Below are 12,488 nucleotides of genomic sequence, written 5' to 3' on the forward strand. Positions count from 1 at the left end.
AGCAGCACGCCAAGCGTCGGCAGAGCCCGCAGCGCATTGACCCCCGTCACGATGAGGAACGTTCCGCGGCCCGTGTGCCCGATGAGCATGCCGATCGGGACGGCGACCAGCACCGAGAAGATCACGGCGACGACGGTGTACTGCAGGTGCTCGCCGATGCGGGCTGCGATACCGGCCTGTCCACCCCAGTTGGCCGCCGTGAAGATGAACGACAGCGCCTGCTGCACGAAGTCGATGGGGCTCACGCGGCCACCGCCTTGGCGCGCACGGTTTGGCCGGTCCGCGTCCACGGCGTCAGCAGGCGCCCCGCCAACATGATCAGCGTGTCGATGACGATCGCCAGCACGAAGATCGCGATGATGCCCGCGATGATCTGGTCGCTCTTGTCCGACTGATACCCCTCGGTGAACCAGGTGCCGAGCCCCCCGATGCCGATCACCGAACCGACGGCAACCATCGAGATGTTGGTTACGGCGACGACGCGCAGGCTAGCAATGAGCACCGGAATCGCCAGTGGCAGTTCGACTTTCAGTATCCGCGTCAGCGGCTTGTAGCCGACCGCGGTGGCGGCGTCACGAACAGGCTCCGGCACGTTGTCGAGAGCCTCTGGCACCGCACGCACCAACAGCGCCGTCGTGTACAGCGTCAATGCCACGATCACGTTGGCCTCATCGAGGATCCGGGTCGGGATGATGAGCGGCAGCACCACGAACAGCGCCAGCGACGGGATGGTGAAGATGATGCTCGCGGTGATCGTCGTCATCCTGCGCAACGCTGTAGTGCGCTGCACCAGCGCACCCAACGGAACGGCGATCAGCAGTCCGAGGACGATCGGAATCAGTGACAGCCGCAGGTGGATGATGGTCAGCGCCCAGGCGTCGTCGAGGTTGTTGAACAGGTAGCGCACGGTCAGTCCCGCTCCGGTGCACCGAGTTTCGGCAAGGCGTCGGCTCGTTGCGAATTAAGCGCCGCCAGCACATCGTCGGCCCGGACGCCGCCGATTGGCCGTCCGTCATCGTCGACCGCCACCCCCAAGCCCGATGGGGACGACAACGCGGAGTCCAGAGCCTGCCGGAGCGAGTCGTCGGGATGGAACAGCGAGCCGCCGCCGAAAGTGCAGTCGTACAACGCGCCGCCGCTGCGGTGCAATTCGACGCCTTCGGCGTTGACCCACCCGTAGGGCGTTCCGTCGGGCTTGGTGATCAGCACCCAATCGTTCGGTTCGAGTCGCAGTTCGTCGATCCCAGACTCGGCGACGGATCGGACGTCGTGCAGCGGAAGGCCCGTGGAGTGCCGCCACTGCAGGCCACGGTAGCCACGGTCGGCTCCGACGAAGCCTGCGACGAAATCGCTTGCGGGATTGGACAACAACCGCGCCGGCTCGGCGTACTGCTGCAACACGCCGCCGCGGCCGAACACCGCAACCTTGTCGCCGAGCTTCAGCGCCTCGTCGATGTCGTGGGTGACGAACACAATGGTCTTGTGCAGTTCGGCTTGCAGCCGCAGGATCTCGGTCTGCAGTTCTTCCCGGACCACGGGGTCGACCGCGCTGAACGGCTCGTCCATCAACAGGATCGGCGGGTCGGCGGCCAGTGCTCTGGCGACGCCGACGCGTTGCTGCTGACCGCCGGACAGTTGGGCCGGAAAACGGTTGGCGAGCTTGAGATCCAGCCCGACTCGTTCGAGCACGCCGAGCGCCGCCTTGCGGGCCGAGCGGCGCGATTCGCCCTTGAGCACCGGCACGGTCGCGACGTTGTCGACGACCCGCTGATGCGGCATCAACCCTGCGCTCTGGATGACGTAACCGATGCCCAGCCGCAGCTTGACGGGATCGACCTTGGTGACGTCGTCGCCGTTGACCGTCAAGGTGCCCGACGTGGGATCGATCATCCGGTTGATCATCCGCATCGATGTCGTCTTGCCGCAGCCGGACGGCCCGACGAAGACAGCGAGCGTGCCATCGGGAACGTCGAGAGTGAGATCGTCAACGGCGACGGTGCCGTCGGGGTACTGCTTGGTCACGCTCTGAAAGCTGATCAAGCGCTCATCCCTGCTTTCTGTTCTTCGCGCAAGCGCTCATCACCCCTGTATCGGTTTGTCGAAGCCGTTGTCTTGCACCCATTTTCGCGCTGCTTCATCCGGATCAATTCCGGCGTTGCCCGACGTTGCGGTGTTCAGCTCGATGAGGTCCTCTGTCGTCAACTTCGCCGACACTGCGTCGAGCACCGTCTTGAGCTCATCAGACTTCTTCTGGGAGCTGACAAGTGGGACGACGTTGGCGGCCGGGAAGTTGTTCTTGGGATCCTCCAGAACAACCAGATTGTTCTGCGGAATCGCCGGTGAGGTACTGAAGATGTCGGCTGCAGTGACGGTGCCGTCGACCAACGCGCGAACCGTCGCGGGCCCGCCGCCGTCACTGATCGCAACGAAGTTGTTAGGCGAGATGTCGAGCCCGTAGAGCTTCTTGAGCCCAGGCACGCCCTCCGTGCGGTTCAGAAACTCCGATGGCGCACCCAACTTCACCTCTGGCGAATGGGCCGCAAGGTCGGCGATGCTCTTGAGATTCCACCGTTGTGCGGTTTCCGAGCTGACCGCCAGCGTGTCCTTGTCCTCGGCAGGCGACGGCGTCAGGATCGACAGGTCGCCTGGCAACACCCGCAACAGCGCCAGCTCGATGGCCTCCGGGGTGGTCACCGTGCTCTCGGGATCGAAGTACTTCAACAGGTTGCCCGTGTACTCGGGTATCAGGTCGATGGAATGGTCCCTGACGGCGGGAATGTAGGTTTCACGGCTGCCGATCCCGAATTGCCTGCCCACCGTGAAGCCGTTGGCCTCCAAGGCCTGGGCGTAGATCTCGGCGATGATCTTGGATTCCGGGAAGTCGGCCGAACCGACGACGACCGACTTGAGGTCACCGGACACCTCTCCGCCACCGAGTGGGTTGGAGCTGCCGCATGCGGCGGTGATCAGCGCTAGCACCGCCGCCAGAATCGCCAGGTTCAACCTACGTGTGCTCGACATTCCCAAGGTCCTCTCGGCGCACTAGTTCCCGCGACCCTATCGAGATGCGGGGCATATCGCCGCGCTTTAAGTCAGGGTGAGCGGGCCGCGGTGGTTTCATTCGCTGCGGGAAAGGGCAAAGATGGACCCATGACCAGCGATCGCTCTGCCTCGCCCGATCAGCCCTTCGGCGAGGTCCCGCCGGGACCCATCGAGCCGCCGCTGGCCTCCTCCAAAGGGTCACCACCGGATCCGACGGCCACCCCCGGCGAGTACCTGGTTTCGCCCCAGTCCGCGGTCAAGTTCACTCGCGCAGCGGCGCTGTGGTCGGCGCTGATCGTCGGATTTCTGATCCTCATCCTGCTGCTCGTGTTCATCATGCAGAACACCGACGACACGACCATTCACCTCTTCGTCTGGGAGTGGAATCTGCCGGTGGGCGTGGCGATTCTGTTGGCCGCGGTGTGCGGCGGCTTGCTGACGGTCGCGGCGGGCACCGCCAGGATCATTCAGCTTCGCCGGGCGGCGAAGACGAATCTCAAGGCGATGGGGCGTTAGCCCGCAAGCGCGCTGAGCCCCTCGGCGACCAGCGGGGCGACCGCCTGGTCCACTTTGTCCGTGTCGTCAGCGACGCCGCCGCCCATGCGAGCCCGGAATGCGATACCGGCGGCGATGATCGCGACCTTGAAGTACCCGAGCGCCATATAGAAGTCCCAATTGTCCAGCGGTCGACCGGCCGCCGACGAATACGCGTTGGCAAGGTCGTCGGCCTCCGGAATCAGCGGGGACGCCCACGCCGAATTCGCGTGTATCACGTTGAACAGCGGGTGGCGGTACACGCACATCAGCGCGGCGTCGCTGAGCGGATCGCCCAGCGTAGACATCTCCCAGTCCAGCACGGCCAGCACCTTGGTGGCATCGTTGGCGTCCAGCAGGGTGTTGTCGATTCGGTAGTCGCCGTGCACGATCGCGTTGCGGCTCTTCTCCGGAATCGCTTGTCCCAGAGCCGAATGCAGACGTTGAACGTCGGCGTCGCACGGATCATCCTGGCGCCGCACGAGTTCCCACTGTGAGCCCCAGCGGCGCACCTGGCGTTCGAGATATCCCGTTGGCTTACCGAAGTCGCCGAGGCCGACCGCCTCGGGGTCAAGTGCGTGCAGGTCGGCGAGAACGCGGATCAAAGCATCGACACAGGCGTCGATGGCGTCCTTGTCTCCCAGCGCCTCGAGTTCGTCGGCGTACCGGACGACGCGGCCGGGGACATACTCGACCATCTGGAACGGCGCGCCCAGCACCGAGTCATCGTTGCGCATCGTGACGGCGCGGGCCACCGGAACGGGTGTGTCCTGCAGTGCGGCCACGACCTTGTACTCGCGGGCCATGTCGTGCGCCGACGGCGTCAGCCCGTGCAGCGGCGGGCGGCGCAGCACCCATTTGGAGGCGTCGTCGAACACCAGGAAAGTGAGATTGGATCGCCCGCCGGAGATCAGCTCGGCCTGCAGCTCACCATTGCGGGCAATGCCGACGTCGCGCAGGTGGCGATCAAGCGCAGCGAGGTCCAGTCCTTCGAGCGAAGTAGTCACCGGAATTGTCTACCACCGCTGATTTCTGGGTAGCAGGTCCCATACGTGCTCGGTGCCGTTGACGGAGGCGACGTACAGGTTGCCCTCGCGAGAGGACAACAGCCGGGTGATGCCGGCGTAGTCGACGCTGACGCACAGAATCTTCTCGGTGCGAAGGATGCCGTGCAGCAGCCCGTTGATCACCCCGCCGTGAGTGAATACCGCGACGGTGTCCTCGTGGTCGCCTGCGGTCATCAGGTCGCGGATACCGGCGTTGATCCTCGCCAGAAACGCTGTTTCGTCGACGCTGCTCGGCAGGTGGCCACTGGCCAGCCGCGCCAGCTCCTCGGGGAATTCGGCGGCGATCTGCTCGATCGGGATGTACTGCTCCATGTCCCGGTCGTACTCGGCGAGTCGGTCGTCGATCTCCACGGTCAGCGTAAGGGCATCCGCGACGGGCTGCGCGGTCTGCAATGACCGGCGTTGGGGGCTGCTGACCAGCCGCGTGATCGGGAACCGCGCCAACGCGTCGGGCAGCCGCTTGGCCTGCTCGATGCCTTCCTCGGACAAGTCGGGGTCGGACCCCTGCCCGGGTTCGCTGCGGAGAGGCAACGCGTGTCTGATCAGTAGCAATTGCACCGTGACACCATAAGGCGATGGGCTATGCCGACGAACTGTTCGACCTCACCGACCGCGTCGTCCTTGTCACCGGAGGCAGCCGCGGCCTCGGCCGTGAGATGGCGTTCGCCGCCGCGCAGTGCGGCGCCGACGTCATCATCGCCAGCCGCAAGTACGACACCTGTGTCGCCACTGCGGAGGAGATCGCCGCTGCGACCGGCCGGACAGCTTTTCCGTACCAGGTGCACGTCGGGCGCTGGGACGAGCTCGACGGGTTGGTCGACGCGGCCTACGAGCGGTTCGGCAAGGTCGACGTGCTGATCAACAACGCGGGCATGTCGCCGCTGTACGAGTCGTTGAGTTCGGTCACCGAGAAGCTGTTCGATGCCGTCGTCAATCTCAACCTCAAGGGTCCGTTCCGGTTGTCCACGCTCGTGGGTGAACGGATGGTGGCCGACGGCGGTGGGTCGATCATCAACGTCAGCTCCAGCGGTTCGCGCCGGCCGCGGCCGGAGCAGCTGCCGTACTCGGCCGCCAAGGCGGGGCTCAACGCGTTGACCGAAGGGCTGGCGCTGGCGTTCGGGCCGACGGTGCGGGTGAACACGCTGATGCCGGGTCCGTTCCTCACCGACATCAGCAAGGCGTGGGACATGGAGGCGTCGACCGCAGGGGCGCAACGCTTTGCGCTCAAACGGCTGGGCCAGCCGGCCGAGATCATCGGCGCCGCGCTGTACCTGGCTTCCGACGCGTCGAGCTACACCAGTGGGTCAATCATCCGCGTCGACGGCGGTATCCCCTAGTCGACTGCCCTGCTTGCTACGCGCGTGACGTTGAGCCTGTAGTTAGCGAGGAAAAGTGCGAGTAGACCACACGGTAACTACAGGCTCGACGGTGCTGCGCTAGGCGACAGCGATCGTCTCAAGCAGTGTTCCCGCTACGGCGTGACGATGTTGAAGCTCGGGTTGGGCCGGTCGAGCACCGCGATGATCGACGGCAGCGCGCCCGCGTCTCCGGTCACCTGAAGCCCTGGCGAGTCGGTGTCGCCCGCTGCAAACGTCAACAGCCGCAACTTGTTTGCGAGCTTGATCGTCGCCGCGGTGGTGGCCTGGTCGGCTGGTGCCTTGCGGTACACCAAGACCCCGTTGCGCAGCGTCAGCCGGTAGTTGGTGCCAGCGTCGAGGAACATGACGTCGACCGCGACGTCGAGGTCCCAGGCGCGTGGGCCGTTGATGTTGATCGCGAAGCTGTCGAACATCTGCTCCACCGACAATTGCGAAAGCAACGTCGGCGACGTGGATTGCGTGGCGGTGCCGAAGTTGCCGGTCCTCAATTCGGTGGCGCCGGATAGAAAGAAGTTGCGCCACACCGCGTTCTCGGCGCCGTAGGCGAGCTGTTCGAGGGTGTCGGCGTACAGCGCGCGGGCGCCGGCATGGTCGGCGTCGGCGAACACGGCATGGTCGAGAAGTGTTGCTGCCCACCGGAAGTCACCTTCGTCGAACGCCTTGCGGGCGAGTTCGACGACACGGTCCACGCCGCCGAGCGCGTCGACGTAGCGGCTCGCCAGTGCCTCCGGCGGATGGGCCCACAGCCGCCCGGGGTTTCCGTCGAACCAGCCCATGTAGCGCTGATACACGGCCTTGACGTTGTGGCTGACCGACCCGTAGTACCCGTGCGTGTGCCAGGCCTTCTCCAACGCGGGAGGCAACTGGAAGTGCTCGGCGATCTCCGCGCCGTTGAAGCCCTGGTTCAGCAACCGCAACGTCTGGTCATGCAGATACGCATACAGGTCGCGCTGCAACGAAAGGAACTCGACGATCTGATCGCGGCCCCACGTCGGCCAGTGGTGCGACGCGAACACCACGTCGGCCCGGTCTGCGAAGGTGTCGATCGCCTCGGTGAGATAACCGGCCCACACATGCGGATCGCGGACCAGCGCTCCGCGCAACGTCAGCAGGTTGTGCAGGTTGTGCGTGGCGTTCTCGGCCATGCACAGCGCGCGGTATCTCGGGAAGTAGAAGTGCATTTCGGCGGGGGCTTCGGTGCCTGGCGCCATCTGAAACTCGATCTCGACGCCGTCGATGGTGTGCTGTTCACCGGTCTGCCGGACGTCGATGGTCGGCACGATCATCGCCACCTCGCCGGTCGATGTTCGTTGCCCCAGACCGCAGCCGACTTGCCCCGCAGGACCGATGTCCAGCAGCGTGCCGTACATGTACGTGGCCCGCCGCGTCATCGCCGTTCCGGCATACACGTTTTCCTGAACCGCATGCGCGACGAATCCCTCTGGTGCCAGGACCGCGACCCTTCCTGCGTCGACATCGGCCTGCGACGTCACGCCGAGGACACCGCCGAAATGGTCCACGTGACTGTGCGTATAGATCACCGCGACGACCGGCCGATCACCGCGGTGAGCGCGGTAGAGCGCCAATGCGGCCGCAGCGGTCTCGGTGCAGATCAACGGATCGATGACGATGACGCCCGTGTCGCCCTCGATAAAGCTGATGTTGGACAGGTCGAAGCCGCGCACCTGGTAGACGCCCTCGACCACCTCATAGAGGCCCTGCTTGGCCGCCAGTGCGGACTGCCGCCACAGGCTGGGATGCACGGTCGCCGGGGCGTCACCGGTCAGGAATGCGTAGACGTCGTTGTCCCACACCACGCGTCCGTCGGCGGCCTTGATGACGCAAGGCTGTTGTGCGGCAATGAATCCGCGGTCGGCGTCGTCGAAGTCGGCGGTGTCGTCGAACGGCAGCTTTTGCAGGTGTTCGCGGTGGGCGGACTCGATGGTGGCGGTCGGCGGCTGTTGGTCCATGAACCGACACGATATTCACCCGGCCGTCAACCAGTTGGTGTTTCACTGAGCGGATGGATGTACGCCGAGTTGTGACCGGACATGATGCGTCCGGGAAGTCCGTGTTCGTCAGCGATGAGACAGTCGCTCCCGTCGAGCCCATGATGCTGCCCAAGGCCGAGTTTCACCTCTTGTGGGGCGGTGACAAGACGCCGCAGTTTCCTGACGACGGGTCCATGCCGCAGTGGCACACCTATTTCCCGCCGGTCGGCGGATTCCGGTTCGGGCTGTTCTCGGTGCCGCCGGACACCACCGCGGCGCCCGACATGGATGTGGAGGCCGGCCTGGCGGACGCGGAGGCCAAGCTGCCCGGCCTGCTCCGGTACCTCGACCGCTCCGATCCCGGGATGCACACCACCGACACCATCGACTTCGAGGTGGTGCTGGAGGGCACGATCGTTCTCGAACTCGATGACGGCGCCGAAGTCACTCTGCATCCGGGAGACACAGTGGTACAGAACGGCACTCGGCATCGCTGGAGGAATCCGGGCGACGTGCCTGCGCGGGTCGCGCTGTTCATCTGCGGCGCCTCCCACGCCAACGTGCCGCCGGCCTAGCGCCGGAACACCTCCAGCGCACCGGCTTCGACCCCCGCATCCTCCGATGCCGCGATCACGTGCCGGACCGACGCCGCCACCGACGACACCGGTGCGCTGCTGTCGCCGTGGCGATCGGCTTCGATGCGCTCGACGAACTCGTCGAATATCGGCGGCAGGATGTCGACGATGCCCTCCGCATGCGGCAACAGTTGGCTGGGCGCAACGCCGTTGGCGCGAGCCACCATCAGCGCATGCAAAAATCCGCTGACCGGTGTCCAGAACAAGTCGAGCAGCGACATCTCGAACGCGGCGGCGTTGCCGTGGTCCTCGCCCAGCCAGGTCGACTTCCCAAGCGCCGTGAACACGTCGCGGAAGGACTCGAACACGTCTCGCGGACCAAGCGCATCAACCTGATCTGCACCGCCGAAGCAGGTTGACCCAACTGTCGATGGCAACCTAAGAGTTCTCTAAGGCAAATTCTCAACATCTGCTTAGTTTCTCTGTAGAGTTGGCAGCCATGACATCTTTGCCTGATCAAGCATTCACCGGGCGGGTTGCGCTGGTGACAGGAGCCTCGCGCGGAATCGGCGCGGTTGTGGCGCGTCGGCTCGCTGGTGCCGATGCGCACGTGATCGTCAACTATCGCGAGAAACTCCCACGGGCCAGTGCTGTCGTCGACAGCATCGTCGCCGCTGGCGGGCACGCCTCGGTAGCAGGCGCTGACCTGACCGATGAGACCGCTTCAACTGCGATGGTGCAGCGGATCGCGGATATGTTCGGCAGGCTTGATCTATTGGTGCTCAATGCTTCTGGAGGTCTGGAACCGGGCGCCGATCCTGGTTATCCGATGCGGATCAATCATGACGCCCAGATTCGGTTGACAGAGCTCGCGTTGCCGCTGATGCCGACCGGTGGACGGATCGTGTTCATCACCAGTCATCAAGCGCATTTCTGCGGCCGCACGCCTGCCCTCGAGGAATACGTCCCGGTCGCGGTGAGCAAGCGGGCAGGCGAGGACGCCTTGCGGGCCATGCAACCAAGGTTCGACGAGCGCGGCGTGGAGTTCGTGGTGGTCTCCGGCGACATGATCGACGGAACGATCCTCGTGCGTCTGTTGGAGCGCCGCAAGCCAGAGGTCGTGGGTTTCCGCCGTATCCATGGCGATCTACCGACTGTTGAGGAGTTCGCGGGTGCGATCGTCACCGCCGCAACGGGCCCGGCGCCGGTAGCGGACACGATCTACGTCGGCGGCCAGGACTACCTGGGGTCGAATAGCGTTGGCGCAGAGTTGAGGCGGTACTCCTGATGGCTCTGCGGAAGTTCAGCTCGGTGACGGTCGGAGACCGGCTCCCCGAAAGACGGATGTCGTTGACACGCCAGAACCTCGTCAACTACGCCGGGGTGTCCGGCGACCTCAACCCGATCCATTGGAACGACGATATCGCCAGAAGGATGGGGCTTGACGGCGTTATCGCGCACGGCATGCTCACGATCGGTGTGGCCGGCGGATATGTGACCGCGTGGGTTGGTGATCCGGGTGCTATCACCGAGTACAACGTTCGCCTGACCGCGATGGTGCATGTGCCCAACAACGGGATCGGGACTGACATCGCCTTCGGCGGGCGTGTCAAAGCGGTTGACGCCGAAACGAAGTCGGTGACCATCGCGCTGTCGGCCCGGGTCGACGAGAAGAAAATCTTCGGGCGCGCGATCGCCGTCGCGAGACTGGCCTAGCGCTAGCAGCACCTACCCTCCGTGTTCGGCCAACCACTGCTCGGCGCGGCGTTTGGATGCCCTCGACAGCCAGGCGTCCTGGATCAGCTCGGTCAGCTCGACGCGGCCGATCTCGCGTAATCGGCTGGCGCGCACCAGGATCGATGGGTGGCCGTCAAACCGCTCGTTCGTGAAGAACGGTGAGCCCGGATCCTGGGTCATCGACAGCTTGTCGGCCTCCGACTCCACCCAGATCATGATCACGTCGGCATAGCGCTCGCCGGTGTCGGGATCCTCGGCGTCGGGCTGCGGGGTGCGGAAGAACACGAACGACTTGCCGCCGACCTGGTAGATCGGGTTACCTTTGGGCCCCTCGATCCGTTTCACGTGCGGCATCGACGCGGCGATCTCATGCACGTCTGCGACGCGGGCCGGTCGGTCACGCATGGCGGTCGGCGCGGTCCAGTCGGTGCAGCACCACACCCGATAGCGCAGCGTTGTCGACCGTGGCCGTCATGTAGGTGCAGAAGGGCTGCCGCCGGCGGTCGGTGGGTGAGCCCGGATTGAGCAGGCGCAGACCGGTTTTCGCGGTGGTGTCCCACGGAATGTGGCTGTGGCCGAACACCAGCACATCGGTATCGGGATACTCCTTGGCCATCCGCGCCTCGCGCCCGGTCGCCGCACCCGTCTCGTGCACCACGGTGAACCGCAACCCGCCAAGTGTGGAATCGGCGCGTTCGGGAAGGCGGCGCCGCAACTCCGCGCCGTCGTTGTTTCCCCAACACGCGACCAACCTCTTGGCGCGGGCTTCGAGCGTGTCGAGGAGCGAGGGCTCCACCCAGTCGCCGGCGTGCAGGACGACATCGGCCTCCGCTACCTCGTCCCACACCCTCTTGGGGAGGTCACGGGCTCGCTTCGGAACATGGGTATCGGCGATCAGCAGGAGTCGCACGGCCTCAATTTAACGGCGCATAGTGGCGATAGGTGAGTCGCCATGGATGTCCTCGCAATCACAGCTCCGCTGGACGCTTGGGTGCGGCCAGGCGTTGATACTGAAAGCCCGCTACGGTGATTTGGTGTCGAATAATTGCGTTGGCCAGTAATAACGGTGATTTTTGGCCAGTTTCAGCAAAACGACCTGTCGCCGGGGTGGCAGTGCCAGCATGTGGTCAGCACCAAAACTGTTCCCGGTGCGGAGACTCCGTATCTGGGCCGTCGCGGGGGAGGGGATCGCCCATGTCATCGTCCAATCACCACAAAGCAACAAAGATTCGCCGTCGCGGTCCGGCTTTGCTGTTCGCCGCCGCCATCACCTTGATCGTCGGCCTGGTCGGTGTACCTGCACCGGCGAATGCGGCCGACGCATATATAGCGCTGTCGATCGGATATATCAACGAGAATCCGCCGGTCAGTATGGCCGGAGGTTCGGGGATCGCACCAGACGAGCAGCAGGCCCGATTCACGTCGCTAGCCAATTGTGAAAGCAACGGCGGTGGCGGTTGCGTGGTGCAGGTTGTTGCCAAGAACGAGTGCGCGGCAGCTGCATCCAACGACTACGGCGAAATGACGGGGGTGTCCAGTGTGTCGCTTCCAGCCGCCGAAAGCCTTGCCAAGAGCAAGCTGCAGAATCAACAGGGCGCACGCGTCGTGGTGTCGGGTTGCTCGGGTGGCCAAACGCCGCCCCCACCGAACGAGCCGCCGCCCGCGCCATTGCAGGGACCGACGGTCTCCTGGGAGACCGTCCTCGGCGGACTGGTCGCGCACATCACCGACCGCAGCGGCGTCTCGTCGCAGTGCACGTACGTGACGGATGAATACAACCGCAGCTTCGCGTTGGCGGCGAATTCCACATACGACCTGCGGATCGTCCCGGCCGTTCCCCAGTTCCGTAACTGGACGGTCACGATCACGTGCGACAACGGCACGAGCACTACGGCAACGACGTACTTCTGAGGCAAAGCGCGCCCGAAGGGATTCGAACCCCTAACCTTCTGATCCGTAGTCAGATGCTCTATCCGTTGAGCTACGGGCGCATGTGTTCAGTGCATATTCAGTTGTGACCGACGCTGTCAGCCCCGGCGGAGGCGAGAGGATTTGAACCTCCGGTCCGCTTTAAGGCGGACAACTCATTAGCAGTGAGTCCCATTCGGCCGCTCTGGCACGCCTCCTGACGTTTACCGCCGATCCGACAGAGTACACAGGAGC

At 64.6% G+C, this 12,488-nt stretch carries 15 protein-coding genes, 2 tRNA genes and 1 pseudogene; 6 read left to right on the plus strand and 12 right to left on the minus strand.

Annotated elements, in window-relative coordinates; genetic code table 11:
• The 4 genes and pseudogenes from VFH65_RS26110 to VFH65_RS26125 form a co-directional block, all read right to left on the minus strand.
• Window positions 1–236: pseudogene (locus tag VFH65_RS26110) on the minus strand (ABC transporter permease); the annotation flags it as partial.
• A 5-nt stretch (window positions 237–241) separates the two neighbouring features.
• A complete protein-coding gene (locus VFH65_RS26115; RefSeq protein ID WP_353325563.1) occupies window positions 242–907 on the minus strand; it encodes an ABC transporter permease in 666 nt (221 codons plus the stop codon).
• A gap of 2 nt (window positions 908–909) precedes the next feature.
• On the minus strand, window positions 910–2,040 hold the full coding sequence (locus VFH65_RS26120) for an ABC transporter ATP-binding protein (protein ID WP_353325565.1): 1,131 nt from the start codon (window positions 2,038–2,040) through the stop codon (window positions 910–912).
• A gap of 39 nt (window positions 2,041–2,079) precedes the next feature.
• Entirely contained in the window at window positions 2,080–3,021 is a 942-nt protein-coding gene (locus tag VFH65_RS26125) for an ABC transporter substrate-binding protein (protein WP_353325567.1), read from the minus strand.
• Window positions 3,022–3,150: 129 nt separating this feature from the next.
• On the opposite strand from VFH65_RS26125, the gene VFH65_RS26130 reads away from it, so the two are divergent.
• Window positions 3,151–3,558, plus strand: a complete 408-nt coding sequence (locus tag VFH65_RS26130) for a LapA family protein (protein WP_353325569.1) — start codon at window positions 3,151–3,153, stop codon at window positions 3,556–3,558.
• On the opposite strand, the gene VFH65_RS26135 is transcribed toward VFH65_RS26130, so the two are convergent.
• Both VFH65_RS26135 and VFH65_RS26140 read right to left on the minus strand, forming a co-directional pair.
• A complete protein-coding gene (locus VFH65_RS26135; RefSeq protein ID WP_353325571.1) occupies window positions 3,555–4,583 on the minus strand; it encodes a phosphotransferase family protein in 1,029 nt (342 codons plus the stop codon). The two genes, VFH65_RS26130 and VFH65_RS26135, sit on opposite strands and share 4 nt — an antisense overlap.
• 9 nt (window positions 4,584–4,592) lie before the next feature.
• Window positions 4,593–5,201, minus strand: a complete 609-nt coding sequence (locus tag VFH65_RS26140) for a histidine phosphatase family protein (protein WP_353325573.1) — start codon at window positions 5,199–5,201, stop codon at window positions 4,593–4,595.
• Between the two features lie 17 nt (window positions 5,202–5,218).
• On the opposite strand from VFH65_RS26140, the gene VFH65_RS26145 reads away from it, so the two are divergent.
• A complete protein-coding gene (locus tag VFH65_RS26145) occupies window positions 5,219–5,980 on the plus strand; it encodes an SDR family NAD(P)-dependent oxidoreductase (protein WP_353325575.1) in 762 nt (253 codons plus the stop codon).
• A gap of 134 nt (window positions 5,981–6,114) precedes the next feature.
• On the opposite strand, the gene VFH65_RS26150 is transcribed toward VFH65_RS26145, so the two are convergent.
• Window positions 6,115–7,992 carry an alkyl/aryl-sulfatase gene (locus VFH65_RS26150; RefSeq protein WP_353325577.1) on the minus strand — a complete coding sequence of 626 codons (1,878 nt, stop codon included), beginning with the start codon at window positions 7,990–7,992 and terminating at the stop codon, window positions 6,115–6,117.
• 71 nt (window positions 7,993–8,063) lie between these two features.
• Between VFH65_RS26150 and VFH65_RS26155 the strand changes: the two genes are divergently transcribed.
• Entirely contained in the window at window positions 8,064–8,588 is a 525-nt protein-coding gene (locus VFH65_RS26155) for a cupin domain-containing protein (RefSeq protein ID WP_353325579.1), read from the plus strand.
• Here the strand turns inward: VFH65_RS26155 and VFH65_RS26160 are convergent.
• Window positions 8,585–8,956, minus strand: a complete 372-nt coding sequence (locus tag VFH65_RS26160) for a hypothetical protein (RefSeq protein ID WP_353325581.1) — start codon at window positions 8,954–8,956, stop codon at window positions 8,585–8,587. The two genes, VFH65_RS26155 and VFH65_RS26160, sit on opposite strands and share 4 nt — an antisense overlap.
• Before the next feature lie 131 nt (window positions 8,957–9,087).
• Between VFH65_RS26160 and VFH65_RS26165 the strand changes: the two genes are divergently transcribed.
• Together VFH65_RS26165 and hadB are read left to right on the plus strand one after the other, a co-directional pair.
• Window positions 9,088–9,876 carry an SDR family oxidoreductase gene (locus tag VFH65_RS26165; RefSeq protein WP_353325583.1) on the plus strand — a complete coding sequence of 263 codons (789 nt, stop codon included), beginning with the start codon at window positions 9,088–9,090 and terminating at the stop codon, window positions 9,874–9,876.
• On the plus strand, window positions 9,876–10,304 hold the full coding sequence (hadB, locus tag VFH65_RS26170) for a (3R)-hydroxyacyl-ACP dehydratase subunit HadB (protein ID WP_353325585.1): 429 nt from the start codon (window positions 9,876–9,878) through the stop codon (window positions 10,302–10,304). Before VFH65_RS26165 ends, hadB begins: the two co-directional genes overlap by 1 nt.
• 12 nt (window positions 10,305–10,316) lie before the next feature.
• Here hadB and VFH65_RS26175 read toward each other — a convergent pair whose 3' ends face one another.
• Window positions 10,317–10,730, minus strand: a complete 414-nt coding sequence (locus VFH65_RS26175; protein ID WP_353325587.1) for an MmcQ/YjbR family DNA-binding protein — start codon at window positions 10,728–10,730, stop codon at window positions 10,317–10,319.
• A complete protein-coding gene (locus VFH65_RS26180; protein WP_353325589.1) occupies window positions 10,723–11,235 on the minus strand; it encodes a metallophosphoesterase family protein in 513 nt (170 codons plus the stop codon). The genes VFH65_RS26175 and VFH65_RS26180 overlap by 8 nt, the downstream gene beginning before the upstream one ends.
• A gap of 284 nt (window positions 11,236–11,519) precedes the next feature.
• On the opposite strand from VFH65_RS26180, the gene VFH65_RS26185 reads away from it, so the two are divergent.
• Complete coding sequence (locus VFH65_RS26185) at window positions 11,520–12,236, plus strand: DUF4189 domain-containing protein (RefSeq protein WP_353325591.1); 717 nt, start codon at window positions 11,520–11,522, stop codon at window positions 12,234–12,236.
• Window positions 12,237–12,243: 7 nt separating this feature from the next.
• Here VFH65_RS26185 and VFH65_RS26190 read toward each other — a convergent pair.
• A tRNA-Arg gene (locus VFH65_RS26190) sits at window positions 12,244–12,316 on the minus strand.
• Window positions 12,317–12,362: 46 nt separating this feature from the next.
• A tRNA-Ser gene (locus tag VFH65_RS26195) sits at window positions 12,363–12,451 on the minus strand.
• Window positions 12,452–12,488: the final 37 nt, after the last annotated feature.

This window comes from Mycobacterium sp. (assembly GCF_035697385.1).
Taxonomy (GTDB): Bacteria; Actinomycetota; Actinomycetes; order Mycobacteriales; family Mycobacteriaceae; genus Mycobacterium.